Source organism: Cryobacterium sp. TMT2-10 (assembly GCF_004403075.1).
GTDB classification, from domain to species: Bacteria; Actinomycetota; Actinomycetes; order Actinomycetales; family Microbacteriaceae; genus Cryobacterium; species Cryobacterium shii.
This window is the reverse complement of the sequence record NZ_SOGW01000125.1, coordinates 1-26327: the sequence shown is the minus strand read 5'-3', so window position 1 is coordinate 26327 and position 26327 is coordinate 1. Positions and strand designations below refer to the sequence as shown.

25 protein-coding genes and 1 pseudogene are annotated in these 26327 nt (G+C 63.9%); 16 read left to right on the top strand and 10 right to left on the bottom strand.

The window, feature by feature from the left end:
• The first annotated feature begins 231 nt into the window (after positions 1–231).
• The 3 genes from E3T37_RS15400 (at position 232) to E3T37_RS15390 (ending at position 3078) form a co-directional block, all read left to right on the top strand.
• Positions 232–1029 (top strand): gamma-glutamyl-gamma-aminobutyrate hydrolase family protein, encoded by a 798-nt coding sequence (locus E3T37_RS15400; RefSeq protein ID WP_134368153.1) that lies wholly within the window; start codon positions 232–234, stop codon positions 1027–1029.
• Between the two features lie 300 nt (positions 1030–1329).
• Positions 1330–2661, top strand: coding sequence for a M20/M25/M40 family metallo-hydrolase (locus E3T37_RS15395; RefSeq protein WP_134368152.1), 1332 nt, complete (start codon positions 1330–1332; stop codon positions 2659–2661).
• A gap of 15 nt (positions 2662–2676) precedes the next feature.
• Entirely contained in the window at positions 2677–3078 is a 402-nt protein-coding gene (locus E3T37_RS15390) for a DUF1294 domain-containing protein (RefSeq protein WP_134368151.1), read from the top strand.
• A gap of 135 nt (positions 3079–3213) precedes the next feature.
• Here E3T37_RS15390 and E3T37_RS15385 read toward each other — a convergent pair whose 3' ends face one another.
• Positions 3214–3597, bottom strand: a complete 384-nt coding sequence (locus tag E3T37_RS15385; protein ID WP_134368150.1) for a DUF1304 domain-containing protein — start codon at positions 3595–3597, stop codon at positions 3214–3216.
• 136 nt (positions 3598–3733) lie between these two features.
• Here E3T37_RS15385 and E3T37_RS15380 point away from each other — a divergent pair, with 136 nt between their 5' ends.
• Together E3T37_RS15380 and E3T37_RS15375 are read left to right on the top strand one after the other, a co-directional pair.
• Entirely contained in the window at positions 3734–4942 is a 1209-nt protein-coding gene (locus E3T37_RS15380; RefSeq protein ID WP_134368149.1) for a sulfatase-like hydrolase/transferase, read from the top strand.
• A 229-nt stretch (positions 4943–5171) separates the two neighbouring features.
• Complete coding sequence (locus E3T37_RS15375) at positions 5172–5585, top strand: GreA/GreB family elongation factor (protein ID WP_134368148.1); 414 nt, start codon at positions 5172–5174, stop codon at positions 5583–5585.
• 172 nt (positions 5586–5757) lie between these two features.
• On the opposite strand, the gene E3T37_RS15370 is transcribed toward E3T37_RS15375, so the two are convergent.
• The gene (locus tag E3T37_RS15370) at positions 5758–7776 is read right to left on the bottom strand and encodes a glucose PTS transporter subunit IIA (RefSeq protein WP_198416058.1); all 2019 of its coding nucleotides are present in this window, start codon (positions 7774–7776) and stop codon (positions 5758–5760) included.
• A 261-nt stretch (positions 7777–8037) separates the two neighbouring features.
• On the opposite strand from E3T37_RS15370, the gene E3T37_RS15365 reads away from it, so the two are divergent.
• The 3 genes and pseudogenes from E3T37_RS15365 to E3T37_RS17875 all read left to right on the top strand — a co-directional run.
• Positions 8038–8481: a VOC family protein gene (locus E3T37_RS15365; RefSeq protein WP_134368146.1), complete on the top strand. Its 444-nt coding sequence runs from the start codon at positions 8038–8040 to the stop codon at positions 8479–8481.
• Positions 8482–8526: 45 nt separating this feature from the next.
• Positions 8527–10125: an FAD-binding oxidoreductase gene (locus tag E3T37_RS17175; protein ID WP_241994583.1), complete on the top strand. Its 1599-nt coding sequence runs from the start codon at positions 8527–8529 to the stop codon at positions 10123–10125.
• Positions 10106–10810: pseudogene (locus E3T37_RS17875) on the top strand (class I SAM-dependent methyltransferase); the annotation flags it as partial. The gene E3T37_RS17175 and the pseudogene E3T37_RS17875, both read left to right, overlap by 20 nt.
• 267 nt (positions 10811–11077) lie before the next feature.
• On the opposite strand, the gene E3T37_RS17870 reads toward E3T37_RS17875, so the two are convergent.
• Positions 11078–11656, bottom strand: coding sequence for a helix-turn-helix domain-containing protein (locus tag E3T37_RS17870; protein WP_134368188.1), 579 nt, complete (start codon positions 11654–11656; stop codon positions 11078–11080).
• 327 nt (positions 11657–11983) lie between these two features.
• Positions 11984–12178, bottom strand: coding sequence for a nitroreductase/quinone reductase family protein (locus E3T37_RS15345; protein WP_134368187.1), 195 nt, complete (start codon positions 12176–12178; stop codon positions 11984–11986).
• Positions 12179–12358: 180 nt separating this feature from the next.
• Here E3T37_RS15345 and E3T37_RS15340 point away from each other — a divergent pair, with 180 nt between their 5' ends.
• Together E3T37_RS15340 and E3T37_RS15335 are read left to right on the top strand one after the other, a co-directional pair.
• Positions 12359–12802, top strand: a complete 444-nt coding sequence (locus tag E3T37_RS15340) for a DUF6326 family protein (protein ID WP_241975851.1) — start codon at positions 12359–12361, stop codon at positions 12800–12802.
• Positions 12803–12913: 111 nt separating this feature from the next.
• The gene (locus E3T37_RS15335) at positions 12914–13429 is read left to right on the top strand and encodes a GNAT family N-acetyltransferase (RefSeq protein ID WP_134368144.1); all 516 of its coding nucleotides are present in this window, start codon (positions 12914–12916) and stop codon (positions 13427–13429) included.
• Positions 13430–13481: 52 nt separating this feature from the next.
• On the opposite strand, the gene E3T37_RS15330 is transcribed toward E3T37_RS15335, so the two are convergent.
• On the bottom strand, positions 13482–13934 hold the full coding sequence (locus tag E3T37_RS15330; RefSeq protein ID WP_134368143.1) for a hypothetical protein: 453 nt from the start codon (positions 13932–13934) through the stop codon (positions 13482–13484).
• A 234-nt stretch (positions 13935–14168) separates the two neighbouring features.
• Between E3T37_RS15330 and E3T37_RS15325 the strand changes: the two genes are divergently transcribed.
• From E3T37_RS15325 to E3T37_RS15305, 5 genes are all read left to right on the top strand, one after another.
• Complete coding sequence (locus tag E3T37_RS15325) at positions 14169–16022, top strand: ABC transporter ATP-binding protein (protein WP_134368142.1); 1854 nt, start codon at positions 14169–14171, stop codon at positions 16020–16022.
• Positions 16019–16975 (top strand): NUDIX domain-containing protein, encoded by a 957-nt coding sequence (locus E3T37_RS15320; RefSeq protein WP_134368141.1) that lies wholly within the window; start codon positions 16019–16021, stop codon positions 16973–16975. Before E3T37_RS15325 ends, E3T37_RS15320 begins: the two co-directional genes overlap by 4 nt.
• A gap of 61 nt (positions 16976–17036) precedes the next feature.
• On the top strand, positions 17037–17465 hold the full coding sequence (locus tag E3T37_RS15315; protein WP_134368140.1) for a GNAT family N-acetyltransferase: 429 nt from the start codon (positions 17037–17039) through the stop codon (positions 17463–17465).
• 1591 nt (positions 17466–19056) lie between these two features.
• Positions 19057–19617, top strand: coding sequence for an HNH endonuclease (locus tag E3T37_RS15310; protein WP_134368139.1), 561 nt, complete (start codon positions 19057–19059; stop codon positions 19615–19617).
• A 493-nt stretch (positions 19618–20110) separates the two neighbouring features.
• Entirely contained in the window at positions 20111–20437 is a 327-nt protein-coding gene (locus E3T37_RS15305) for a hypothetical protein (protein ID WP_134368138.1), read from the top strand.
• Between the two features lie 104 nt (positions 20438–20541).
• Here the strand turns inward: E3T37_RS15305 and E3T37_RS15300 are convergent, their stop codons facing one another.
• The 4 genes from E3T37_RS15300 to E3T37_RS15285 all read right to left on the bottom strand — a co-directional run bounded on the left by E3T37_RS15300 (position 20542) and on the right by E3T37_RS15285 (position 24370).
• The gene (locus E3T37_RS15300; RefSeq protein ID WP_134368137.1) at positions 20542–20757 is read right to left on the bottom strand and encodes a hypothetical protein; all 216 of its coding nucleotides are present in this window, start codon (positions 20755–20757) and stop codon (positions 20542–20544) included.
• A gap of 297 nt (positions 20758–21054) precedes the next feature.
• On the bottom strand, positions 21055–21849 hold the full coding sequence (locus tag E3T37_RS15295) for a DUF4839 domain-containing protein (RefSeq protein WP_166806120.1): 795 nt from the start codon (positions 21847–21849) through the stop codon (positions 21055–21057).
• Between the two features lie 654 nt (positions 21850–22503).
• Complete coding sequence (locus E3T37_RS15290) at positions 22504–22971, bottom strand: hypothetical protein (RefSeq protein ID WP_134368135.1); 468 nt, start codon at positions 22969–22971, stop codon at positions 22504–22506.
• Between the two features lie 694 nt (positions 22972–23665).
• The gene (locus E3T37_RS15285; protein WP_134368134.1) at positions 23666–24370 is read right to left on the bottom strand and encodes a DUF6338 family protein; all 705 of its coding nucleotides are present in this window, start codon (positions 24368–24370) and stop codon (positions 23666–23668) included.
• Positions 24371–24480: 110 nt separating this feature from the next.
• Here E3T37_RS15285 and E3T37_RS15280 point away from each other — a divergent pair, with 110 nt between their 5' ends.
• On the top strand, positions 24481–24852 hold the full coding sequence (locus E3T37_RS15280) for a hypothetical protein (protein ID WP_134368133.1): 372 nt from the start codon (positions 24481–24483) through the stop codon (positions 24850–24852).
• 191 nt (positions 24853–25043) lie between these two features.
• Here E3T37_RS15280 and E3T37_RS15275 read toward each other — a convergent pair whose 3' ends face one another.
• On the bottom strand, positions 25044–26075 hold the full coding sequence (locus E3T37_RS15275) for a hypothetical protein (protein WP_134368132.1): 1032 nt from the start codon (positions 26073–26075) through the stop codon (positions 25044–25046).
• Positions 26076–26327: the final 252 nt, after the last annotated feature.

Below are 26327 nucleotides of genomic sequence, written 5' to 3'. Positions count from 1 at the left end.
CACTTCCTCACACAGTATCGATGCTCAGGGGTTCCTTTTTCGAGCATAGAGCGGTGTGCGGGGCGAGTCCACCGTGCGCGGCGCGCTGCGGGTGCGCGGCCGGTGCGCGGTTGCGCGGGCTGCGTTGCGCCCGGTCTGTTGCGCCCTGTTACGGCTCCGCGGGGCCCGCGGGCGGGTTCCCTGCAGACTGGTGCGACACCCCACCCCCGGAACCGGCAGCGGAAGGCGACCATGACCTCAGCATTCAGCTCGCCGCCCTACCCCGCCTCCGCTCCCGCCTCCGCGCCGCGGCTGGCCGTCGTCGAAGTCACCCGTCACCGGCCCGACCTGCCCGAGTACCACGCCAAGGTGCAGGTGCTGATCGGGAACGCCGTGACCGCCGGGGAGCGCGGCGGCTGGCAGGTCACCCGGGTGGCCGCGGCCGACCTGACCACCCCCGAGCTGCTCACGGCGACGGATGCCTGCGACGCCATCCTGATCATGGGCGGTGAAGACATCGCGCCCCGGTTCTACGGCGGCTACACCGGGTACGAGGGCGAAACCCGCCACTACGAGACGGCGGATGCCGGCCAGATCGCCCTCGTGCGGCGGGCCCTGGACCGCGGCACCCCGCTGCTCGGCATCTGCCGGGGCCTGCAGATCATCAACGTGGCCCTCGGCGGCACGATCGTGCAGCACATCGAGGACGGCATCCACCGCAACGTGGGAGTGCCCATCGACCGGATCCTGAGCGAGCACCCGGTTCGGCTGATCGCCGGCAGCACACTACAGGGCAGCCTCCGCGCCACCCGGATCTCGGTGCAGAGCGCGCACCACCAGTGCGTGGGCCGGCTCGGCGAGGGCCTGTCGCCGGCCGGCGTGGCCCCGGACGGTCTGGTCGAGGCCATCGAGCACGCCTCCGCCCCGATCACGGGCGTGCAGTGGCACCCCGAGGCCCCGGATTCCCCCGCCGAGCAGCTGCCGCTGCTACTGGCCGCCCTGCAGACCCAGCTGGCCCCGGCCCGCGTCGCCGAGCAGCTCGCCGCCTGAGCCCCCTCGCCGCGCACGCCACCCCGCACCCCAAGCCCCGCCCCTAACGAATTCGACGGAGATTTTGCCCCAATCGGGCCCGAACACCCCTGAAAACGCCCTTTTTCGGCAAAATCTCCGTCGAATTGGTTCGGCGCCCACCCGGCGGGCGGACCGGTGCCGGAACGGGCGCACCGGATGCCGCGCCTCGGCATGCGACGCGTCATCCGCCGGCGACGGCACCGGGTAGAGTTCAGGCACTTCCGAAAGGACCGGTCCCATCATCGAACCGAATGCCGTGCCCAGCGGCCGCACCCGCGCATGAGCGACCAGGAAGCCCTCACCCGGCAGACCATCAACCTGCTGCGCGACCTCATCCGCAACGCCTGCGTCAACGACGGCAGCCCCGATTCGGGCGGCGAGATCCGCAGCGTGCGCACGCTGGAAGGGTTCTTCGCCGGGTCCGGGCTCGACCTCGAGGTCGTCGAACCGCACCCGGGACGCGCGTCCCTGATCGCCCGCATCCCCGGCACCGACCCCACGGCGCCCTCGCTCGCCCTGGTAGGCCACCTCGACGTGGTCCCGGTCAGCGACGGCGGCTGGACCCGCGACCCGTTCGCGGCCGAGATCGTCGACGGTGAAATCTGGGGGCGCGGCGCCCTCGACATGCTCTACCTGACCGCCAGCTACGCGGTCGTCACCCGCGCCATCGCGACGGGTTCGTTCCGCCCCCGCGGCGACCTCATCTTCGCGGCCGTCGCCGACGAGGAGGACGGCAGCCGGCTCGGGGTGGAATGGCTCACCGAGAACCGGCTCGACCTGATCGACGCCGACTACGTGCTGACCGAGTCCGGCGGCGCCATGGTCGGCCCCCGGCCGTTGATCTCCGCCGCGGTCGGCGAGAAGGGCATCGCCGGGCGACGCCTGGTCGTGCGCGGCACACCGGGTCACGGGTCGGCCCCGTGGGGCGCCCGAAACGCCGCCGTGATCGCAGCGGATGCCGTGCAACGGCTGGCCCGTTACCGCGCCCCGGTGCAGATCACCACCGACTGGCGGCACTACGTCGCGGCCCTGCACCTGGACGCACCGCTCGCCGAACGGCTGCTCGACCCCGCCCGGATCGATGACGCCCTGAACGAACTCGGCGTGCTGGCGGGCTTCGCCCACGCGTCGACGCACACCACCATCTCGCCCAACATCGTGCGGGCCGGCGTCAAGGACAACGTGATCCCGGCGCTCGCCACGATCACCCTCGACATCCGGGTGCTGCCCGACATCGCGGCCGCCGACGTCGACGCCTACCTGCGGGACGCCCTCGGCGACCTGGCCGACGACGTCACAATCGAGGGGGACGACTTCGCCGCCGCCACCCGGTCCCCGGTCGACACGCCGCTGTTCCACTCGCTCGGCAAGGCCGTGCGCCGCGCCTATCCCGACGCCGACCTGCTCCCGGTGCTCAGCGTCGGCGGCTCCGACGCCCGCTTCTACCGCCGGCGCGGCATCCCCGCCTACGGGTTCGCGCTGCTGAGTCGCCACTGGGACTACGGCACGTTCCGCCAGCTGTTCCACGGCAACGACGAGCGCATCGACATCGGTTCCATCGCTCTCACCGTCGCAGCCCTCGACACCGTCGTGCGCGACTTCCTCGACTGACCCGTGAATCGAACCATGCAGACCAGGCGGCGACGGATGCGCTCCCGCGCCAACTCCGGAGCCGTCTCCTACCTCGCCATCCCCGCGTTCCTGGCGATCTACCTGGTCGTCGGCCTGTACCGGCCGGTGCCGCTCTGGGTCGCCGGGCTCTACCTCGTCGTGAGCGTCGCCTGCTTCGTCTTCTACGCGGTGGACAAGTCCGCCGCACAGAACGGCCGCTGGCGGGTCTCGGAGAGCACTCTGCTCCTGCTGGGGCTGGCCGGCGGCTGGCCCGGCGCGATCGTCGCTCAGCAGACGCTGCGCCACAAGACCCAGAAGGCCAGTTTCCGCTCCGCATTCTGGGGGAGCGTGATCGTCAACGCGGTGGTCTTCGTGGACTGCTTCTCGCCGCTGCTCTACGGGGTGCTCGCCGGCTGACAGGCTCGCTCAGTACCCCGGCTCGCTTGCGAGCCCCGCCGAGTTCGACACTTGCGGTCGAGTTCGACCGGCGTGCGAGGCGAACTCGACCGGAACGGGCGAACTCGGCGCGCGCCGGGGAGCGCGGGGCCGGTTTCAGCGCGCCAACGCGAACAGCACGAATCCGATCAGCGGCAGCGTGCCCTGGATGAGCGCCGCCCGTAGGTAGCCGGGTCCGGTCGTGGTGAGCACGGTGGCCGCGAGCACCATCGCGCCGGTCGTGAAGAGGATCAGGGCTGCGCCGGCGGCAGTCTCGCCGCTGAAGTACAGGACCAGGCCGATGGCCGCACCCACGCCGAGGAACAGATTGTAGAAGCCCTGGTTGTAGGCCAGGGAACGGGTGGTGTCGGCATCCGCCTGGCTGGTCAAGTTGAAGCGTTTCCAGGTGGCCGGTCTGGTCCACCAGACGCTCTCCATCAGGAAGATGTAGCCGTGCAGGATGGCGGCGAGGGCGACGAAGACGCCGGCAAGGATGCTCATCCGAGCGGCCTAAGGGGACGAGGCCGCCGCCGGTCCAGAAGCGCCGTAACCACTTGACACCTTTTCCCCGCGTGCAACCCTGCTAGATGTCTCAGTCTTGGCGCCGCGCCTGGTCTCGAGCGACCTGGAGGATGTCATGGGAATTGTGGAATACGAGCCCGGAACGCCGTTCCCCGGCGTGATCGGCCGAACGACCGACGAGTCGAGTCCGGCCTGGCCGGCGCCCATCCGGGCGAAGAAAGATGCCCCGAACGTGCTGACCATCGTGCTGGACGACACCGGCTATGGCCAGCTCGGCTGCTACGGCGGCCCGATCGCCACACCGAACTTCGACGCCCTCGCGGCATCCGGGGTGCGGTACAACAACATGCACACGACGGCGCTGTGCTCGCCGAGCCGTTCGTGCATCGTCACCGGGCGCAACCACCACAGCAACGGCATGGCCGCGATCACCGAGCTCGCCTCGGGGTACCCCGGCTACGACGGGGTCATCCCGTTCGAGAACGGATTCCTCTCCGAAATGCTGCTCGAGCAGGGCTACAACACCTTCATGGTGGGCAAATGGCACCTGACGCCGAGCAACCAGGAGACCGCCGCCGGTCCGTACACCCGGTGGCCGCTTGCCCGGGGGTTCGAACGTTTCTACGGCTTCCTGGGCGGCGATACCAGTCAGTGGTACCCAGACCTGGTCTACGACAACCACCAGGTCGACCCGCCGAAGACCCCGGAGGACATGGTCCCCACCCTGCTCGACCTGCTCGAGGTCAAGCCCCCGGCCACCAGCAGGGGCGTCACCCAGTCGCCCCTGCAGGGGGTGAGTTTCGTCGACACGCTCAACGACCAGTCGGCGCCCACCCGGCACCACACCCAGTACTTCGAGATGCTCGGCCACCGGGCGATCTACCATGACGGATGGCGCGCCGTCTGCCCCTGGCCTGGCCCGTCGTTCGCGGAGGCCGGGATGCCCTTCGGTGAGCCCATCACCGCGGAGAAGCTGTCCGAGCTCGACGCGACCGGCTGGGAGGTCTACCGGGTGGCGAGCGTCCCGGCGGAGCCAGGTTCGCGGCGCACCCTGTGGACGCCGGCGCAGCATAGAACGTGCGCCGGCGCCCATAAGGTGCGCCGTGACACCGCCGCGAGCAAAAGCCCGCGCGTCCGGCACAGCGGAGTGGCGCACACTGGATGGATGACAGAAATCGGGTTCGACGGTGATGGGCTGGCCTGTCCCGCCTGCGGCGTCGAGATGACGGAGGACGGCGTGGACACCGCCGAGGGGCTCGAGTCCTGTCATCGCTGTCCGCGATGCCGCCTGGTGGTCGTCGTGCCCGGCCTCTGGTCGACCTGAGCCAAATCTCCGCCGAGCCGTGACTTTCGCCCCCTTCTCTTAAGCTTTAAGGAGATCTGCTCACGGCTCGGCGGACCCGACAGGGGTGCTGCGGCCCAACGGCGTGCGTGAACGAACACGCCCACTCAGGCCGATTCCGCCTGGATCACGCCTCACGCGAGTAGCCTGTTGCATTCATCATTGCGCGGAGCAATGGCCGTTCGCGAAGTTCGAAGTTACGGAGCAACCCATGACCGCCGAATCAGTCTGGATACCACCCAACGCGCTCGCTCACTTGACGGAGGAACTCGCGCGCCTGGCCACCCACCCCAATCCCGACCGCGCCACCCTCGAGCGGGTGCGCGAACTGCGCAAGACCCTCAGTCAGGCAGAAGCCTCGATCAAACCGGATGACGGCCTGGTGGAACCCGGGATGAGGATCACGGCGATGATCTCCGGGGACACCCGCGCCACGGTCTTTCTTCTCGGCCAACGGGAACTCGTTGCACTCGACCCTAACGTGGGAGTCGATGTCTACTCCCCGTCGTCCCCGGTCGGCCAGGCCATCATCGGAAGCCGGGTCGGCGACATCGTCACCTACGACACCCCGGCCAGAGCCGGCATTCAGATCGAGATTCTGGCGGCCGCTCCCTACAAAGGATAGTCGGAGAGAAAATCCACAGGCGCGGGCGGCCGTTCCTGACCGAGCCGGCCACATTCATCCGTGGGCTTGAGTCTGAAGCGCCTGTCGCGGAACCACCGCCGGTCTAGACAGCAAAAGGTGGGCAGAGAATTCTCTGCCCACCTTTTGACTGGGGGTGTCCTACTGAGTTGTCTTACTTGGCAGCGACCGTGATGAGCGGGGCTCCGGCCGTCACCTGACCAGAGGATACCTCGTCGATCGAGCCGAACTTGCGGGGGTTCGTCACCAGGACCGGGGTCACCAGCGAGTAGCCGGCATCCTCGATCACCTTGCGGTCGAAGGTCACCAGCGGAGTGCCCGCCTCAACCCGGTCCCCCGCGGCTACCTTCACGTCGAATCCCTTGCCGGCCAAGTTCACGGTGTCGATGCCCACGTGAATGAGCAGTTCCACACCGCTGTCGAGCAGCAGGCCGAAAGCGTGACCGGTCGGCTGAGCGACGACGACCTTGCCCGCAGCGGGTGCATAGACGGTGTCCTCGGTCGGATCCACTCCGACTCCGATTCCGACGATGCCCTTGCTGAACACGGGGTCGGGAACGTCGGCGAGCGGAACCACGATACCGGCGACCGGTGAACCGATCGTTGCCAGCAGGGTGGCGACTGCGGTCGCCGTGCCGGTGCCACCGGCAACAACCGGTGCTGCAGCGTTCGAGGCAAATGCCGCGTCTTCATTCGACTCAGCGGCCAGGGCGATCGCAGCGGAAGCTTCCGCCTTCTGCTCGGGAGTCTTGTAGCCGGAGATGATCACGAGGACCATCGCGGTGATGAAGGATGCAGCGACGGCACCCGCATAGAGCGGGATGTTGTCGAACGCGGGGATGGTCAACAGCGAGGTGAAGACGAATGCGCTTGTCTTCACGCCACCGCCGAGGCCGATGATGACGCCACCGACGAGGCAACCGACGAGCATGCGCGGGTAGATGCGCTTGAACCGCAGGTGGATTCCGTAGAGCGACGGTTCAGAGATGCCACCGAGGAGGCCGGCCGCGAGCGCGCCCGTTGCCGTCTGCTTCATCAGGCGGTCCTTTTCACGGATGGCGAGGAACAGCACGCCGGCAGTTGCGCCGAAGCACGCGAAGTTCCATGCACCCATGGGGCCCTGGATGAAGTCATAGCCGAGGGACTGGATGTTGAGAAGCATGATCGCGTTCAGGGGCCAGTGCAGGCCGAGCGGAACCATGAACGGGTAGGCCAGCGGAATGACAACCGCGAAGATGAACGGCGAGAAATCGTTGATCGACTTGAGGAAGTTACCGAGACCGGCACCGCCGTAGACGCCCATCGGGCCGATCAGGAAGGCGGTCAGCGGGATCATGATCAGCATGCTGAGGAACGGCACGAAGATCAGCTGCACGCTGGACGGAATGATCTTCTTGAGACCCTTCGTCAGTAGACCGAGCACAGCGGCCATCATCAGCGGCGGGAAAACCTGCGAGCTGTAGTCTGTGACGGTCAGCGGCAGTCCGAAGATCTGAACGACGGATGCGTGGCCGCCGAAGACGGATTCTGCACCTGCCGTCTGTCCCAGAGCGGCGAAGCCCGGCAACATGACGACGGCCATGATTCCGAATCCGACCCAGGGGTCGGCGCCGAGCCGCTTGGAAGCGTTGTAGGCAACCATGAGCGGCAGGAAGACGAAAACGCCCTGCCACATCAGGTTGATGAACTGCCAGGACGGGTCGAGGGTCACGCCCGGGGCGTTCCAGGCCGGAATGACGCCGAGGGTTGCCATCAAGGCCATGAACGTGATGAACAGGGATGCGCCCAGCAGCGCGCCCAGGATCGGGCGGAAGGAGTCGGACAGGATCTCGAAGAAGGTGTCGAGCGCGGCGAATTTTCCGCGGGGGCCCTTCGCGCGCTCCGCGGCCTTCACATCGGCAATGCTGTCGCCCGTGCCGTGATTCTTCATCTCGGGAAGCGCCATAATGTCGTTGTAAACGGTCTCGACTGCTCCGCCGATGACAACCTGGTAGCGGTTGCCCGTCTGCGGAACCGCACCCAAGACCAGGGGTATCGCCTCAACGGCCGCTTGATCGATCCCCGATGCGTCCTTCAGCGTGAAACGCAGTCGGGTGGCACAGTGGGTGAAGCCGACGATGTTGTCGGCCCCTCCAATACTATTAATTATGTCTGCAGCGGGTTTCGATGCCACCTGGGGCTCCTTAGGGTGTTGACGCGAGAGATGTGATTCCCGCATGGTGCAGCTCTGCACGACGGTTCTGGCGAGCAGAGCAGATCGTGTCGAGTAACACGTATCATTAGCAATGATAACGGTTTTTTCGCCTACCTGAGAATTTCCCTTGTCAAGGCTTTGTCGATTGGAAGTCGTGGGCGCGGGTCTCGGCCAGAGACACGGACGAGCTCCGGGTCGCAGAAAACGCGTGCGATCAGGACGGCATGACACCATAACTGGATGACTACCGGGATAGACCCAGGGCTGGTGCCGGAACTTTTTGTGCGGAACATTAAAGCCAGCATCGGATTCTGGTGTGCGCTCTGTGGCTTCGAGATTAGGTACGACCGCCCGGACGAAAGCTTCGCGTACATCACCCTGGGAATGGCCCACCTGATGCTCGAACAGGCCGACGTCGGGAGAAGCTGGATCACGGGGCCGCTCCAGGTCCCTTACGGACGGGGCGTCAACTTTCAGGTGGCCGTGCCCGACGTCGAGCCGATCCTGGCGGCATTGCGCGAAGCCGACGTCTCGCTGTTCATGCAGCCCGAGACCGAGTGGTACCGCATGGCCGACCAGGAAGCCGGTGTGCGTCAGTTCCTCGTCACCGATCCCGACGGATACCTGATTCGGTTCCAAAGTTCAATCGGCCGGCGCGGCCGCACTGACGGAGGACTAGCTTGAACGCGTGTCCCCTTCCGCGATCGACGCACCGCTCACGCTGCCGGCGTGGAGCGCCTTCTGGAGAGCTATCGAGCGGTGCCGCCGACGGCGTCCGTTCGACTCGCCAAGCCCACCTCGAACCTGTTCCGGTCACGCACGAAGCCGAACGCCAGGGGCCTCGATACCTCGGGTTTGAAGGAAGTGATCGCGGTGGACCCGGATGCGCGCACGGCCGACGTGAGCGGCATGTGCACCTACGAGAGTCTCGTCACTGCGACTCTGATTCACGGGCTGGCGCCGCTGGTCGTGCCGCAGCTGAAGACGATCACCCTCGGCGGCGCGGTCACCGGCCTCGGTATCGAGTCGACCTCGTTCCGCAACGGCTTGCCGCACGAGTCCGTGCTGGAAATGGACATCCTCACCGGTGCGGGTGAAGAGGTCACCGCCTCGCCCGACGAGCACGCAGACCTTTTCCGCGCCTTCCCGAACTCTTATGGCACCCTCGGCTACGCGGTGCGCTTTCGAATCGAGCTGGAGCCGGTGGCGCCGTTCGTCGAGCTCCGGCATCTGCGGTTCCACGCGCTCGCTGACCTGGTCGCGGCGACGGATGCCATCATCGCAACCGGTGTGCTGGACGGAGCTCGCGTGGACTACCTCGACGGAGTGGTGTTCAGCGCCGAAGAGAGCTGCCTCTGTGTGGGCACGCAGACCGCGGCGCCCGGGCCGGTGAGCGACTACACCGGCCAACAGATCTACTACCTCTCCATCCAACACGATTTCGGCATCAGGCACGACCGGCTCACGATCCACGACTATCTGTGGCGGTGGGACACGGACTGGTTCTGGTGTTCGGAGGCGTTCGGCGCCCAGCGGCCACGCATCCGAGCGCTCTGGCCGCGCACGCTTCGGAGCAGCGGTTTCTACTCGAAACTGATGCGCTACGAACAACGATTCCACATCGGTGATCGCATCGAGCGCCTCCACGACCGCCCGCCCCGTGAACGCGTCGTGCAGGACGTCGAGGTGCCGATCGAGCGATGTGCAGACTTCCTCGGCTGGTTTCTCGACACCGTGCCGATCCAGCCGATCTGGTTGTGCCCTCTGCGGTTACGCGGCCACAGCGGCTGGCCGCTCTACCCGATCCGGCCACAGGAGACCTACGTCAACGTCGGCTTCTGGTCCACGGTGCCGAGAAACCAGACGAGGAAACTCACCCTCTCCGAGATCCTGGAGATCCTCACCGGCGGGCAGCTTCCACTCCGATTCACCGCCTACGACGGGAGTTCGGCGGGCCCGCCCGACGCCCCGCTCGGACTGGAGCTGAGAACGCCGCGGGGTACTTACTATCTGGCAACCGGCCGCGGAGACCTGGGCCTGGCCCGCGCGTACATCGCCGGGGACCTCGAGGTCCACGGGGTGCACCCCGGCGACCCCTACGAACTCCTCAGGGCCCTCGCCGGCGACCTCGTCTTCAAGCTGCCGCCGCCGCGAGTGATGGCCACCATCATCCGTTCCATCGGTCTGGAGAACCTGCGCCCGATCGCGCCGCCCGCCCAGGAAGGGCCGCCGCGCTGGCGCCGCGTCGCCGGGGGGACTGCGGCACAGCAAGACCCGGGATGCCGAGGCCATCCACCACCATTACGACGTGTCGAATACCTTCTATGAGTGGGTGCTCGGGCCGTCGATGACCTACACCTTCGCGTGCTACCCGCGCCCGGACGCATCGCTGGAGGAGGCGCAGGAGAACAAGTGCCGGCTGGTTGTCGAGAAGCTGCGGCTGACGCCCGGTGATCGGCTGCTCGACGTCGGGTGCGGCTGGGGCGGCATGGTGCGCTATGCCGCTCGCCGAGGCGTCGAGGCCACCGGCGTGACGCTGTCGGAACAGCAGACCGCCTGGGTGCAGCGGGCCATCGCCGCAGAGGGCCTGACAGGTCTGGCCGAGGTCCGGTTCGGCGACTACCGAGACATTCAAGAGACCGGTTTCGACGCCGTGTCGTCGATCGGGCTGCTCGAGCACATCGGTGTGCGCAACTATCCGTCGTACTTCGATTTTTTGCAGTCACGGATGCGTCCCGGCGGCCTGTTGCTCAACCACTGCATCACCCGGCCGGACAACCGATCCGAAGCGTCCCCTCGCGGGTTCATCGACCGCTACGTGTTCCCGGATGGCGAGCTCACCGGCTCGGGCCAGATCATCAGCGCCGCGCAGGATGTCGGGCTGGAGGTGATGCACGAGGAGAACCTGCGCACCCATTACGCGATGACACTACGCGACTGGTGCATCAATCTGGTCGAGCACTGGGATGAGGCGGTCGCCGAGGTGGGGCTGCACACGGCGAAGGTGTGGGGCCTGTACATGGCTGGGTCGAGGCTCGCCTTCGAGACCGGTGGGATCCAGCTTCACCAGGTGCTGGCGGTCAAGCCGGATGCCGGTGGCGGCGTCGACCTGTTGTCCGTCACGTTGAATGACGATGAGGCTTCATCCAGTTTGACGATGAGTTTTGGGGGTGTGGTCGGCACGGTGACGTGGTGGTCGTCAGCGGTGACGGCGGGGATCGTCGTGGTCGTCACGATGACGGCGGTGTTCGGGCACGCGAGAGCGCCCCAGCGCTGGATCTCAGGTGCGCAAGGGTGGGGGCAGGAGCCGGCCTCGGGTGAACATGCCGATCAGCGTCCACACTGGCAGCGGGGAATCCCAACGCTGCTGGCAGGCCAGCGCCGCGCCGGCGAGGAGATTCAGTGCGTCCCCGAGCGGAGTCGGCCAGACCAGGTCGCGGTTCAGGATGTCAGGATCGGCACGGTACGCGTGCTGCACGCCCTGTTCCTGCAACCAGTCGGCGTGTGGTTCCCGCGCCCGCCGCAGCCAGCGGCGCACCGTGGAGACCGGGCGGCCCAGCTGGGCCGCGATCGTGCGGTGCCCGTCGCCGCGGGCCTTCGCAGCCAGGGCCGTGCCGATCACCTGGGCCGTGTCTGCCCGGCGCAGAACCAGTCCGGCGGGCAGCAGCACGTGCGTGGCCGCGCAGGAGAAGCAGCGGGCACGGCGGGGTCGCACCGTGACCGGTGCCTCGCCGAGGCTGCGCACCCTGCGGATGCGGCCATACCCGTGCGGGCGTAACGCCCCGGGACAACCGGGACAGCCCAGCTGCCCCGCGTCGAGCAGGGCCTCGGCCTGCTCCGGCGAGGCGACCACGATCATCGCGTCCGGCTCCATTCTGCTGCCACAAGGTCATGCCAGCAACTCTTGACTACCACACCCGGCCGGGGAAGGGGCCACCTCGTGTTGAGGATGTGGCGGCCGCCGTCACCGCGCCGACCAGCCCGGCCAGGCTCAACGCGACGACCCCGGCCCGAGCCTTCCTCCGAGACCATCGCTGCTCGTCACGATGACGCCGCCGACGTCGACAACCCCATCGTCACCCACCGCGACGCACAACCCCGGCCTCATCGTCACCCACGGAGACGTACAACACGTCGACCTGCCGCTGCGGCCGTGGTGGACGCCCTAGTCCGCCAAGGGAGTCGCTCACGTCACCGGTTCGAAGACCTCCACGGCCGTCTCCGTCGGCCTACGACGGGCGTACCCGTCGAGGTCCTTGTCCAGCGACCGCCACCGGGCCCATAGCCGGTCCCGCTCCGCTCCCGTCGCGGCGTGGGCGACGACCTGCCGTTTCCCGTCGGCGAGCTGGACCCGAGCCTTCGGATGCGCCTGGAGGTTCAGCCACCATGCGGGATAAGTGGCTTACGCCCCGGCCGTTTGGAACCTCCACGGCGGGACCCTTGTCCCCTCGCCGAGCACTCGTCCTTGTGAGACCATGCAGATGGCCGCCCTTGAGGCAACCCTCGGGGCGACTCTTCGGGCGTCGCCGCCCGTGGTGCCCAACGAGAGGATCAGATCCCCGTGACCACGACATCAACCAGGCAGTACCGAGATACCAAAGTCGATGTGAAACTCGTGCTCTGCGCTCTGTGGATCGCGATACTGTTCGTGTTCGCCTACGTGGATATCTTCGGGTTTCTCCGCGCTGATGTTCTCAACGCTGCGCTGGATGGCAAGGTGGCGACCACGGGATTCGCGATCAACCAGGTATTCCTCATCTTCACCCTGATCTACATCCTGCTTCCGGCCCTGATGGTGGTCCTGTCACTCGTGCTCAAACCACGAGTCAACCGGACCGTCAACATCGTCGTTAGCGTCCTCTACATAATCACCATCATCGGTTCGACCATCGGCGAAACGTGGTTTTACTACTTCCTCGGTAGCTTCATCGAAGTGATACTCCTCGTCGCCATTGCCCTGACCGCCTGGAAGTGGCCGCCACCTGAGATCGCACCCCGACGCTAAGCCGCTCGACGCGGACTCTGGCACGCCCCAGATCGAGCCGGCCCCACTCGCGAAGCGCCTCATCGTGATTGTCGTTCCTCACGCCGTCGCACCAGTCGGTATGGTCGGGGCATGACTATCGAGCTGCTCGCCGTATCCGCCGACGACTGGCGGGCCTGGCGGTCGGTGCGGATCGCGGCGCTGACCGACGCGCCCGGCGCCTTTGGCTCACGCCTGCAAGACTGGGCAGACGCGCCGGATGGCCGCTGGCGTGAACGCCTGTCGATCCCGGGATCGATCAATCTCCTGGCCGTCGACGTCGACGGGAGCGCTCCTGTCGGCATGGCCACTGGTACCCCGGCCACGGACCGCGGCAGCCGCGCCGAGCTCATCTCAATGTGGGTCGACCCCGCCGTTCGCAGTCGTGGTGTCGCCACTGCGCTCATTACTGCGATCGCACGCTGGGCAGCGAGCACTGGCGCGGCGACGCTGGCCCTGTCCGTGAGGCCGAACAATGTCGAAGCCCGACGAGCCTACGAAAGAAACGGTTTTACCGTCTCCGACGAACTCGGCGATCTGCTCCCGGGTGGCCAGCGGGAGCTCGTCATGCTCCGCGATCTCAGCCCCGAGCGCACCGTGAGCGACTAACGGCAGCTGCCGAACACGATTCGAGGTATCCGGAGACTGGATCTGCACGGGTTCACGAGAGGGTTGCGTTCGATGATCTCGGTTCAGGCGGTAGAGGAGCACGGTGGACGGGCCGTGCGAGGATCAGAACGCTAATGAGGGCAGTAGCGGCAATTGGTACCGCCAGGAAGTAGCTCAGTTGCGGGAAAAGTGTGTTTCCCGCGAAGAAGGTGAGGCCCCCAACCAGAGCCGCCGGGATGGCGACCAGAATGCAGGCCCATAGCGGGACGTGCATCAAGCGCGCCCAGCCCGCACCGACGAATAGGCCGATCGAGCCGCCAAGAATCAGCAGGTTGCCCGTCCGAGCTTCCGCGAGTTCCTCCCCGGTGGGTTCGAAGTGGAGCGTCATGTGTGCACCGCGACCCAACAGCACAGTGCAGGAAACGACGAGGGCCGACCACGGAATGAGGATCCCTGCCCAGGCCATGACTGAGCCCGCGTACCAGCGTCTGACCTGGATGTCCATGCGTTCAGGGTATCGACGACAGAGATATCCGTGCGTGTAATTTGGGCCGCATATTTCGAACCTTCAGCGGGGACCCACTGTCGGCGGGGTGCTTGTGGAGCACTCGGGGAATTGCCATTACACGGGCGATGTGGGCCGGGGTTGGACGATCCGGACGATCCGGATAACTTCAGAGCGGAGGAAGTCTCATTTTATTCGTTCTGGGTGGGCAGGTTGCTAAGAAGGAGGCTCCTCGTGTTTATCCCCTTGTGGCGGTTCCGGCATTCCATGGCGCCGAGAGCCTGGGCGTTGACCGGGGGCGTCGGCCTCGTTATTCTGGCCGCGGTCATGCAGGTGGCGTTGCCCTGGCCCTTGAAAGTAGTCGTGGACAACGTCCTCCAATCCTCGGGCAAGCCCCCGGAGAACGCCCTGCTGCGGGTCTTCGGCGCCGAAGGGATGGACCGCCTGCAACTGCTGACCGTCGCACTCGCGGGGCTGCTGGTGTTCACCCTGATCTACGCCGGCGCCAGCTACCTCGGGTCACGGCTGTTGAATGGCGTCGGGGAGAGGATCACGGCCAGCATCCGGGTTGACGTGTTCGCCCACCTTCAGCGATTGTCGCTGTCTTTCCACGACAAACAACGCCTGGGCGACCTGGTCACTCGAACGACGACGGACGTTGACTACCTGCGCACCATGATCATCTCGATGATGGCGGTGCTCGTGCCCAACGTCCTGATTCTGGGTTTCATCGCGACCATCTGTCTGGTCGTGGACCCTGCCTTCGCACTGATTGCGCTTGCCGTCGCGCCACTCCTGTTCGCCACGGTGCTGGTCTATCGGCCGCGAGTGAAGTCAGCCTCACGGGCGGCACGAAGCAAGGACAGCGATATCGCGTCAGCAATGACGGAGACCTTCTCCTCGGTGCGGGCAATGCAGTCATCAACCAGCGAAGGGCGCCATGAGGCCGACTTCCGGGATCGGAATATCGCACGGATGAACGCGGGCCTGCGGCTGGTCAGACTCCAATCGGCGCTCTCACCACTGGTGGATGTCATCGTTGTCCTCGGAACAGTCCTCGTTCTCTGGGTGGGTGTGGGCCGGGTGCTGGACGGCACGATGACGCTGGGTTTGCTGCTGGTCTTCCTCGCCTATTTAAAGGCGCTCTACGATCCGATGAAGGAACTGGCCAAGCTGACCACGGTCATCAGCCGGGGTCAGGTGAGCGCAGAACGGCTGCTCGAGATCCTCAGCACGGCCCCGGCAATTGTGGACCGCCCCGGCGCCAGGCCGGCCCCGCGGCTGAAAGGCGCGGTCGAGCTCAGGGAGGTGAGCTTCGGCTACGCCGGTTCCGAGATTCTGCACGCGATCAACCTTCGGGTTGAGCCCGGCCAGATGGTCGCGATCGCCGGGCCGACCGGCGCGGGAAAGTCAACGGTTGTCAGTCTGATTCCGCGCCTGTACGACGTCACCCACGGGTCCGTTCTGCTGGATGGCATCGACGTCCGGGACCTGCAGCTCGCGACGGTTCGGAAGCAGATCTCCATGGTTCTGCAGGACTCGATCCTGTTTCGAGGCACCATCTACGACAACATCGCCTACGGCGCGGACCACCCCACTCGCGAGCAGGTGCTCGCTGCCGCGGAGGTTGCCAACGTCGACGAATTCGTCCGAACGCTGCCGCTGGGCTACGACACCCCCGTGGCCGAGCGGGGGGTGAGCCTGTCCGGCGGCCAGCGCCAGCGCATCGCGATCGCCCGTGCGCTGGTTCGCGACACACCTATCGTGATCCTTGATGAGCCGACGTCGGGCTTGGACGCGATCTCCGAACAATACGTCATGCGGGGCCTCGACCGGCTGATGATTGGCCGAAGCGTGATTGTGATCGCCCATCGGCTCTCCACTCTCCGTCGCGCGGACGTCATCCACGTTCTTGACCACGGTCGGATCGTCGAAACAGGCAGTCATCGTGAGCTGGTCGCCGCCAACGGCCTCTACAGTCGGCTCGACGGGATTCAGCACGCGCCTGACATCCCTCGGCTGGTGAAGCCGTTGCCGACCGCGGTTGGTATGACACCGTTGTCAACTGAATTTGGAACAGGACCATGAGCGGCTCAGGCACGATGGATCGAACGTGGACGAGGACCTCGGGCGCCCTTCCCTGGCGCATCGGCCCGGACGGCAATCTGGAGGTCCTCCTTGTGCACCGGCGCAGCCGCGACGACTGGTCGATCGCCAAAGGCAAAGCGGAACCCGGCGAGTCCGATCAGGACTGTGCTCTCCGCGAAGTGCGTGAGGAAACCGGATTCGACTGCCGGCCGGGTGCGGAACTGCCCAATATCGTCTACCTTGATCGACGGCGGCGAGTCAAGACTGTCCGTTTCTGGGCCGCCACAGTCCAGGCCGGTGTCTTCACGGTCAACGACGAGGTGGATGCCGCCCGCTGGCTCACCCTGCCGGTGGCCGTGCGCACGCTGACACAGGCGAGGGAACGATCCGTTGCCCTGGCCCTCGGCTTTATGCTGGCCGGGCATCTGGGCATCTCGCCCGTTCCAGCCAAGGAGCGGATGCTGCTGCTTGTGCGGGGTGCCGCGGCGATGCCGCGAGAAACGTGGAGCCTGGCCGAGGAGGACCGGCCCCTCGCGCCGGAGGGCAGGGCCATGGCGCTCTCGCTCCGGGCGCTTAGCGCGTTTTTTGAAATTGACCGGATTCTGTCCGCGCCCGCCGCGCGGTGCATCGAAACGGTTGAACCGCTTGCGCGCAGCGAAATTCTCCGAGTGGACGTCTCTCCCCATCTGTCCGACGGGCCGATCGACAGGGCAATGGAACTCATTGAGGACGCCCGCGGCACCGGCACCGTTCTCTGCACGCATGAGGAGGTCGTTTCGGGGATCCTCACCGAGCTGGCCAGGCAGGATCACACGAGGGTGGAACCGCACCCTGGCCGTCGGCGCGGCTCCGTGTGGGCTCTCATGGGCGACCACGCGCGCTACACGTCCGCGTACTACCTCCCGCTGCCGGAATTGAGCCGCATCGGTGGTGAACTGAAGGTTCTGCGGTGAAACTCGGCACCGCCCGGCGATTGGTCGGGCCCAGTCCGCCTGATACCGATTAGATGGGGGGATGGATTCGAAGTATCGGTTCTCAGCCGACGTTGCAGATATAGACCGTGACCAGGTGCACCGCTGGATCAGCGGCCAGTCTTACTGGGCTCCCGGGAGGTCACGTGCCAGGCAGGATGCAGCCATAGACGGCTCACGAAACTTCGGCGTCTACGACACTGAATCGAAGAGGCAAGTCGCCTACGCCCGGGTCATTACGGATGGAGTGACTTTTGCATGGCTCTGCGATGTGTTCGTCGACCCCGAGGTTCGCGGCCTCGGCATTGCCGGGGTCCTCATCGCGGGAGTCCTGGAAGTGTGCGAGCCGCTCGGTCTGCGGCGCATCGCTCTCTCGACCGATGATGCGCACGGCTTGTATTTCAAGTCCGGGTTCACCGCTTTGGGTATCCCCGAGACGTGGATGGAACGCATCGGCAACTTGAGCGCTTAGTCATCGGCAGACCAGAAACGCCACGGCTTCGGGTTGAGAACTCACCGATGCCGGCCCGCCAGGTTGGGTGTTGCGAGGGAACCAGGAACGCGTCAACTACTTCATAGTCCGACTGTCCTACCCGGCACGCCGCTGGACCCATCTGGTGGGCCAGCGACGCATTCCCCAGATCGTGCAGGATCTTAACTTGCCCGCACGGTTACCTTTCCCGACCAATTGGCGTTGATGATTACGCTCCCAAGGGTTTCTGTGGAGTCCTCGAAACGGCCATTGTGGCTAGAACCATCAGTCGGTGCGGCCTCGTTTGGACATCAGTAACTCCGCGGCCGGCACGTAGAACAGGACAGGCACCAGCCGGGCGACGCTTGTCAGCCACCCCGTCGGAGAGAGCGGTCCCTCCGCAGGCACTACCGCGAAGCCGCAGAGCAGGGATGTGATCGCACAAAGAACAGCAATCCAGCCTAACCACTCGGGAAAGGCCCGGCGGGTGAGTGGGAGGGCGGCCGATCTCCCCGCAGTGCTCGGTGAGCCAGGGCGGTAGCTGTGCACGAAGCTATGAGACTCAGCGTCCGCGAAGTGATGAGATTTAGTGTCCACGATGTCACGAAATATCACACCAACTCGCCGGACTGCCGCTACCATCAAGCGCTACTCGCCACCTTCGCCATCGGCGCCTCTACTGGATCCCTGCGCGAATCTGACGCACCTAACGATCGAGTGATCGGTTTGGCTTCCAGCGGAAGTCGCGGGCCGATGGCGCGGCTACGCGCGGCCTGCAAAGCCGAAGTTGTTCCGATTTGATCGCGGTTGTCCGAACTAGGTGGCAAAAGTCCGAACTAGCGTGTCACACGACACAATGTTGTCACGTGACAGCTCAGTCCGGACAAATTGCCAACCCCGGACACGCGGAATTACGCGGTAGCTGCAGTGAAGGACGAGTGCGGTTTTGCCAGCCTACTTCGGACACAGGAGCGACCAGCTAGGCCGCCGGGGTTTCCATTCCCGTGTCGTGCGTCGAGTCGGACAGGGACTCGCCGATAGTAAGTGCGATATGGTCACCTTCTTTCCAGCGGGCCGAGTCATCTGCGATCGCAGCGAACGTAGCCTCAACGAGCGGGAGGACCATGCCAAGTTCGATTGCCGCGGCCACCCTAGTGTGCCCGTCCGTGAGCTCGCGTACTCCCCTGCGCCCCATTTACGTTGGGCAACATGCCATCGCCACGGTAGCGGCCGAACCCACCCACGTCCTCGAAGTGACTCGCAAACCTCGATGTAATTTTGCTGCTCTCGAACAAGTTCGAGCAGATGCCAGGCTGTAGAACAGGTGTGAAAACCGCCGCAGTCGTCCGACGGGTGGAAGGCTTCCCTAAACGCCGCCGCTGAGCACCACCTCAGCCTGGGCTCGTCTAATGGCCTCACGATACGAATCGTATCGAAGGTCATCACACGTCAGCGGCTCTTCTCTTCGAATCAGGCCATTAGGTTGAGTTGCGCTACCGGGCAGAGACTGGCGAGCACCTGGATCAGCCGCGTCCACGGATTAGCTCGGGCCGCTAAAGACGTACCAACGACCCGCGCTATTGTTTCGAGCATGGCTGCAATTCTTCATCATGTCGTCAACGCGACCGTTCGGAAGGATAGATCAGCACCAGAAGGTCACTACCTCTGGCGCGTTCCCATCGGTTCCTCCTTGAACCGAAGCTCATTTGGTTTTGTCGAAGAGTCAGCAGCAAGTCGGGATAGGCCGAGTCAACTCATCAGAGAGTCAGCTGGGGTGGCCCACGAACACCTCATCTTCTGGATCCACGAGATGAAAATATACTCAACAGTTGATCAAGAGCTCAATTCAGACGACGTGATGGCGCTTGTCAGTGAGGATGCAAATCGCCGAAGGCTGCGTCTGGAAAAAGCCCACGCCCTACAGGCGATGACACACCAGCTGGACAGCGCAGTGCCTCGCATCACTATCCCGCAGGACGTCAAAGTCGTGGTCTGGCAGCGCGACCATGGTCGATGTGTCGAATGCGGCATGCAAACCAATCTTGAGTTCGATCACATCATTCCCCTGGCCATGGGCGGTTCCAACACCATGCGGAATCTCCAGCTCCTTTGCGAGGGCTGCAACCGCCGGAAGGGCGCTACGCTCGGATAATATCTGTGCATTTATCCCAGTGCGTGAACAGAACGCGCGGCGTAAACAAGCTGCAGCAGGTTCGCGCTCGTCATCATCTTGCAGGGGGGGCGCTCGTGATCGGATCTAGTCGATGGCCACTTCATCATTCTGGCTGGAGCACTGTCCAATGCTGATAGCGCCTGTGTCGCCTCAACGAGATGACCACTTGCTTGGGTGCTCTGTTCTCACGACTGGACGATCTGTCGGTTACATGCTGACACGGCGGCGAAATGCCTGGCACAGCACAACGATCAACCAGTTCAACTCGTCAGAGCCCCTGTTCACTAACCTAGCCACTGCAGAACGTGCCGCGGAGAGACGAAGAGAACGAGGAACTTACTTCGAGATCGATGCAGGGCCTGTGCTCGTTTGTGACCTCGGCGATAGCAGTCTGGTCATCTCGCAACTTAATACTCCCCAGCCTTTCGCGAATTGGAAAGCACCCCGCAATTTAACTGAGGGTGACACTCCGATGACCGGGCTTGACCTCGTCAAGTCGTTTGGTGAGCTCTACTTTCGCGATGCCGAATCTGGGTGGCCAGTACATTCAGGCCAGCCGACCGTGATCGTGGGAATCGTCAGCTCTTTTTCGCTATCGGTGGCCATCGGACACGAACCGTTCGCGGTGCGCCGATCTCAAGTCGAGGCAGGAGAGATGTTCTTCAAAATGGCGCGAACTGAATTGATTGACACGACGGCAGTGGATCGAGTCGCCAAGGAACTCGGCCGAATAGTCACGATGCGAAACGAGCCCGAAAACAGGGAGCCTGGAGACGACTACTTTCTCGACGGCGAGTGAACGACCGCTGCGCGTTCAAGTTCAGCGGCGACGCACAGGGCGGGGGAGCGGAAATCATCCGAACTCCCCGCACCCGCGCTTGAAACCAATGTGACAACGCGATGTCAGCGGTACGTAGCCGAGAATCCAATATTGAAGCCAATAACGAAGTTCAAGATCACGGCCGATGCGATGACCCAGACCCCCGCTTGAATCCACGAAAGTCGGCTGCGAACGATCTCTTCGTGGGTCCGTTCTCGAACGAGGGGTGTCCCGATCGGCGTGCCAGAAATTGCGGCTCCCTGCTGGTAGAAGGTGGTCGGATCAAAGTCGTCTGACATCAGATTCCTAACTGTGTGGGATCCCGGCGAGGCACAGCTGAGAGGGCTACAGCGGTTCGAGGCGTCGCCGACAGACACTAGTTTGGGGTCGACAGGGTCGATGGTCCGCCAACAAGACTGAGGGTGACACCTATCCAGAGGGCGCACATTGGTGATGAGAGCTGCACGGGACACCCGGCTCAACACGAAACCAGACCGAGCCCGAACGGTGCACCGACGCTTCGACCCCAAATGTGAAGGGAGGCAAGCAAGCCTCGCTACTGCAATGCCTTGATCTGCACGCTTGAGCCCCTGCTTCTACCGGAATTCTGTAGAGATCGGCTCGAGAAGGAACTGGCAGGGGGTGCTGTCGAAGGAGTCGACTCGAGCGGTGATGTGAAGGTTGTCACCCACGCCTATCGTGTCTGAACCGTTGGACCCGGTGAGATGCAGGTCGATTGTGGGAGCCACATCCCTGAACTGGAAAGAGGGCCCGATTATGGTTGTCTCGCTGTAATCTCCTGGCGCAATCAAGAAGTCATATCGAGTTTCGTAACTGCCGTGGTTTTGCATCGCACTGATGTTTCCGTCGAATGCGATAGTTCTGTCCTTGTATTTGGTCGCGAATTCTGCGTTCGCGGCGCTGCAATTGTCCGTCAGAGCCAGAAACGCTGCGAGATCTGGACTGTTTTCCACAGTGAGTACTTCTTCTGCGGCGTCGGGGCTGGCAGACGGCTCCTCAGACGGAGGTGCGGACTCCGAAGGCTCTTCCGCATCGTCAGGGAAAGAATGATAGGAAACGACGATCGTGACGTCGCGTTGGAAGACCTCGCCCTGCTCGAAAGAAGCGACGCTATTGATTTCAACCTCTTTGACGGATCCGGGCTTGTTCAGCCAACCGGATATCAAGTCACCCAATGCTCTCGTCTCGACATTGGCGAAACCGACGTGTTCCAGAGCCTTCACCACATCTTGATACTTTTCGTCTTCGAAGTCTGCTGAAGATGCGGGCATGCGTGCCTGATCAGCGGTGAGAGGTGTCTCACTGCTGCAAGCCGCGACGGACAGCGTTAACGCCAATACCAGCCCAGCTGTGATGATCCGTTTGAACACTTGAAATACCTCACTGTTGCAATTCGTTGCCCGTGACGCGCGGTGCTGGTCGGGTTCGGGGTGCCCCATTCGCCCCGCCTGATCTTCCGAAGTCCTGACCCGGCGAAGCGCCACGCAGGTGCGCGGGTCTTCTGCGGATGAGCGGAAGGGAGTCTGCCTACTTGAGCAGGGCGCGGATGACCAGCACGATCAACCAGAGACCCCCCGTGACGAGAGTCAGGACTGTATGCAACAGGATCGCGCCGCAACCGGGCTTGTTGTTCGCCATGCGTTTCTACTTCCCCCACGTACCTCACGCCATAGTCACCGAGCCAGAGATTGGGCCCAGCGTTGCCGCGTGCTTATGAGACTCAGGCTAGTGCCGAGAGTCCCGGGCGAGAGACCGACATGCGGACGAGCCTGCAGGACGGGCACACGAACTCACCCTGTGCACCAGGCGTTCCGGGCATTGGAGCCGCGATGACCGTCGGGTTTTGCGCTCACCGTCAATCTGTCTGTGATGGCGTTGATTTGTTCGGCCAGTCGACGCGGACCGACCAGAGCCATTCTCGGCCGACGTCGAGCATTTAGGGGGAGTTAACGAGTTCGCCGGAGCGGCAGACCGCGGACCTGATCCGTGGCCGCCGCTCCGGCGAACCGTTCTCGTGGCTGGCGTTAGACGCGTCGCGTCAACCGCTGCTGAGCGTGCCCCCGGTCGATATCGTCGAGCACACGTGTCCAGGTCTCGTTGTCGTCGAGGTAGTGCTCGTGCAGCATGTCGGAGAGGCGGGATGTGATTTTCGGCCACCGGTAGTGGTTCAAGTTCTCTGCGTGGAAGTCGCTGGCCTTGCCGCCGGCGTCCACGTAGCGCATCGGCAGTTTCCAGGCGTCCTCCCCGGTCATGACGAACGTCTCGGTGTCAGGGCTCATCGGGTTGATGACGTACAGCAGGACCGTCGGCTGGAGCGCGTACTGCTGCCAGACCTTCATGCCACTCGTCGTGCCTTTCACCTGGACCGGGTATGCCGCGAACGGGAAGGGACGGAATCCGAGCAGATCAATGCCCAGGTCCACCTCCGGGTTCGAGGGTGTGAGGTCGGTGTAGAGGATCATGCTGCGCTTCGCTTCGGAAATCGCGGCCATCTCCACACGTGAGTTTCGTGCTGCAACGTTGTTCATTTTTTCTCATCTCTACGAGGACCGCGCAGGGTTCTCGATGCCGTCGACTGTTCGTCGGACGGTTCGGGCCTTCTCCGCAGTACAAATTCCGCCACGCACGGTCGTGCGGTGCCATTCGCCACTCAACATCCGTTGAGGTGCGTGGCCAGTGTAGAGTATTTGTCCGCGGTTTAGGCGATTTTTGCCCAGAGATTTCGGGGTATCAGCTTCCGTCCGATGCACCTTCTGCATTTTGCGGTCTGGACAGTGATCGACGACGGCATAGTTCTACCTGGGCAGTCAAGCGAATGCCCGCTTGCTCGGCTAACGCCGTCGCGCACCTGAATCTCCCGCGCTTCCCTTTGGTCCCTGCATCGGGGGCTTGGCTGCTGTCTGCGGCTTCGCCACCGCCGGACGCGCACCGAACTGGCCATCGCTGTTCGTCGGCCGTTTCTGCTTCTCCGCCCCACCTTTGCTGGTCACCACGAACTACTTCTTCGACGCGCCAGAGTCGCCGGCGCCGCCGGATGGCCCACTAGTGGGTGGCTTAATAGCGTGGTTCGGCTTGCTGCCGTTCGTGGGCGTCGCTCCCTCGCCACTACGACGAGGCGAGCTTCCCTTAGACAATGGCTCCGACTGCTGCCCTTTGTTCGGCATGAATGCTCCTACTTCTTGTTGCTCAGGTTGAGGCGGCGGGAGCGGCGATCCACTCCACATGGCAGTCGTCGGTTATGGGCACCCAGACACCGAGGGAATCCACGATGGGTTCGAGAAACTGGCCCCGCTTACCCATCCGCCACTGATGCGCAATGAAAACATCGCGTTCGTAGGGGTAGGTGCTGATGTAACCCTCGACGTCGTACCAGCCGCCGATATAAACCCCTGTGGCGGTCTTCACGCGGATGAATCGAGGTGTCTCAGCACCGTAAGCAGCCATGTCCCAAGCGCGTGGCACTGCTTGGTTACGGTTGACACGCCGCCGCTTGTGCGTGACTTTCCCGTCGTCGTCCACCTCGGTCGCGATGCGACTCCAACTCATCAGTGCGGCGACGCCGCCAGGAACTCCGACGAGCAGGGCAACTACAAGGAGACCGATCCACCAAGCGGGGGTGCCCCGCCAACCATCCGTAACCCAGTTCTCGAACGAACCGAGAGTCACCATCCCCGTGAGCTCGCTGGTCAGACCGAATACTGCGAGACCGAGCCCCGAATACACGATGACGAAGATCGCGCTTACGTACAGCGATTCGAGGATGCGAGACCCGGCGCCGTAGTCCGGAGATCGCCATCCGACGAACCAAGTGCGCACGGTGACGAAGCTGATACCCGGGACCAGCATGGCGATGAAGATCAACACCTGGGGTAAGGACTCGGGCACGTTCACAGGGCTAGGGTACATGCACTCGGGGACGCCCGAGTGCGCTCATCTCTTGGGGACATTGGACGATACTTGCTTAGGGCGCTGCTGCACCGACAACGCCGCATGCTGCTGGGGTGACCACTCCCTGCCCGACTCTCCCTACCATCGAGGCGTGGCTGACATTCATTGAGGACCGCGAGCGGCGGCTGCATGACGCGGATTCATTTGAAGTAGCTGTAGAGCACCAGATGGAGTTCCAGGCGGTGTATAGCATCTGTGCGCAGGCGATTCGTTACGCGGGCGCATACGTGGTCCTACATCGTGTCGGACGCTCTCGCGAAGCGGTTGCCGTTGCCCGGCAGGCGCTTGAGCAGGCCTTGACTGCGCAGTGGGCGCACTTCGACGAAATCGGTCCGGATCAACTGATTGAGGGCTACTACGATTCTCGCGAACGGGCGTTCCGGGCCGTCACGGAGCCGAGCCGTCATTGGCGTCGCCGGTGGTAGGCCTTTTCGATGCAGGTGACGATCTCTTGTCAATGGCCAATCCGATCTGATCTCTGCAATTTGCCGGACGCGTGACACACAGCTTCACGGAAAAGCTTTCGGCATGATGAACATCCGTCCGTGGGAATCGAAATCCTCACAGCGTTGGAGTCAATCAATCGTCAGCAATCCCTTGCGCGCGATTGGAGGCGTCAGGGTAGGGGCACGCCCACAATGGCCGTCCAGCTGGGGTCGTCACCCCAAATGGAGTCTCGATCCACGAACGGACGCAACTGAATCAGTAGCGGATCGGGGCGGGAGGCTAGTGCTTCCTCGGCGAGACGCCGTCCTACACCGGCAAGGAGGTCCGCAACTTGCACGCGGTGGCTTTTGAGAGAATCGACGCATGAGATGCCTTCGAGCGGCACTGACGGAAACTCGGGCATCGACGGGTTATTCAGTTCAGAGACGATGGTTGCGATGCGGGACGGAGTGAGGGACGGTGCGTTGTCGTGGACAACGCGGATATGCGCGCCGGTCCTCTCGAACCACGTCCGGGGTGCCTGTGAGACTGCAGCGAGCACAGGGTCCAAAGTCAGGAAGTGAACCGCCGTCAGCTGTGCCCGGGATACGAAGTCCTCCGCTTCCGGGCGGGCCGCATGAATGAGTCTGAGGATGTGGGACACAGCCGAGTCTGTACGGGCGGCGCGTGCCAGGTCGACATTCGCATAGAAGTCCGCTGCTGTGGCCTTGATACCCTTGCGCTGCTTCGCCCGAATCATCGAGTTGAAGGACTCCACCAGGGGATCCCAATGCGGTCTGAGCGCAGCGGGCCCATCTCGATAAAGCCGAAGGGCCATTCGCCGAGCCCGTCCGTCGAGATAAACCTCCTCGCCGCGTTCGTGAAGCACCTCCTCAACGAGCAGATCGATAATCTTGCCCACGAGGAAATAGCGCTTCTCGCTGAAATGGACGATTCCGGCTCCAACCAGGCCGCTATCTGCACTGAGGAGCCACTCCATGAGGTCTCTATTGACGGGCTTCAACAACGTTGAGGATTTCAACTCATTGGCGCTTGAGCCCGTGTCATGACGCAGGCGGTCCATGATCGTCTTAGCCTGCGCTTCGGACAGGGAGGTGCTCGCGTGCGCGAAGACCGTGCTGCCCGCCGCAAACAGATTCTCTCCCTCATTTCCAGATTCGTCGCAGGCGATTTCCAGAACTGGGATTCTCAGAGGGACCATGACTCGACACTATTGCTTTGGCCGATGTCGACCCGCCGACGTCTCGAGTGTTGCGGGGAGAGCGGCTCGCCACCTAGATGACAAGTCGATCCCACCGGCAGGTACTGCAGCGCACGCGGCTGTCTGATGCTTCGTCGCCCGCGCTTGACCTTCTGTTAGCGGCCATGCCAAACTGCCCATAGGCGGCCACGGAACTGCCCGCTGACGGCCAGTAGAACTGCCCGTTGGTGGCCATGAGATCTGCCCACTTCT

What these genes read in the sequence shown, in the direction of transcription:
- E3T37_RS15400 (WP_134368153.1), top strand. Translation starts at nt 232, where the DNA reads ATGACCTCAGCATTCAGCTCGCCGCCCTACCCCGCCTCCGCTCCCGCC.
- E3T37_RS15335 (WP_134368144.1), top strand. Translation starts at nt 12,914, where the DNA reads ATGACTATCGAGCTGCTCGCCGTATCCGCCGACGACTGGCGGGCCTGG.
- E3T37_RS15310 (WP_134368139.1), top strand. Translation starts at nt 19,057, where the DNA reads ATGGCTGCAATTCTTCATCATGTCGTCAACGCGACCGTTCGGAAGGAT.
- E3T37_RS15365 (WP_134368146.1), top strand. Translation starts at nt 8,038, where the DNA reads ATGACTACCGGGATAGACCCAGGGCTGGTGCCGGAACTTTTTGTGCGG.
- E3T37_RS15320 (WP_134368141.1), top strand. Translation starts at nt 16,019, where the DNA reads ATGAGCGGCTCAGGCACGATGGATCGAACGTGGACGAGGACCTCGGGC.
- E3T37_RS15290 (WP_134368135.1), bottom strand. Translation starts at nt 22,971, where the DNA reads ATGGCCGCGATTTCCGAAGCGAAGCGCAGCATGATCCTCTACACCGAC.
- E3T37_RS15305 (WP_134368138.1), top strand. Translation starts at nt 20,111, where the DNA reads ATGACCGGGCTTGACCTCGTCAAGTCGTTTGGTGAGCTCTACTTTCGC.
- E3T37_RS15385 (WP_134368150.1), bottom strand. Translation starts at nt 3,597, where the DNA reads ATGAGCATCCTTGCCGGCGTCTTCGTCGCCCTCGCCGCCATCCTGCAC.
- E3T37_RS15330 (WP_134368143.1), bottom strand. Translation starts at nt 13,934, where the DNA reads ATGGACATCCAGGTCAGACGCTGGTACGCGGGCTCAGTCATGGCCTGG.
- E3T37_RS15395 (WP_134368152.1), top strand. Translation starts at nt 1,330, where the DNA reads ATGAGCGACCAGGAAGCCCTCACCCGGCAGACCATCAACCTGCTGCGC.
- E3T37_RS15375 (WP_134368148.1), top strand. Translation starts at nt 5,172, where the DNA reads ATGACCGCCGAATCAGTCTGGATACCACCCAACGCGCTCGCTCACTTG.
- E3T37_RS17870 (WP_134368188.1), bottom strand. Translation starts at nt 11,656, where the DNA reads ATGATCGTGGTCGCCTCGCCGGAGCAGGCCGAGGCCCTGCTCGACGCG.
- E3T37_RS15275 (WP_134368132.1), bottom strand. Translation starts at nt 26,075, where the DNA reads ATGGTCCCTCTGAGAATCCCAGTTCTGGAAATCGCCTGCGACGAATCT.
- E3T37_RS15390 (WP_134368151.1), top strand. Translation starts at nt 2,677, where the DNA reads ATGCAGACCAGGCGGCGACGGATGCGCTCCCGCGCCAACTCCGGAGCC.
- E3T37_RS15315 (WP_134368140.1), top strand. Translation starts at nt 17,037, where the DNA reads ATGGATTCGAAGTATCGGTTCTCAGCCGACGTTGCAGATATAGACCGT.
- E3T37_RS15380 (WP_134368149.1), top strand. Translation starts at nt 3,734, where the DNA reads ATGGGAATTGTGGAATACGAGCCCGGAACGCCGTTCCCCGGCGTGATC.
- E3T37_RS15300 (WP_134368137.1), bottom strand. Translation starts at nt 20,757, where the DNA reads ATGTCAGACGACTTTGATCCGACCACCTTCTACCAGCAGGGAGCCGCA.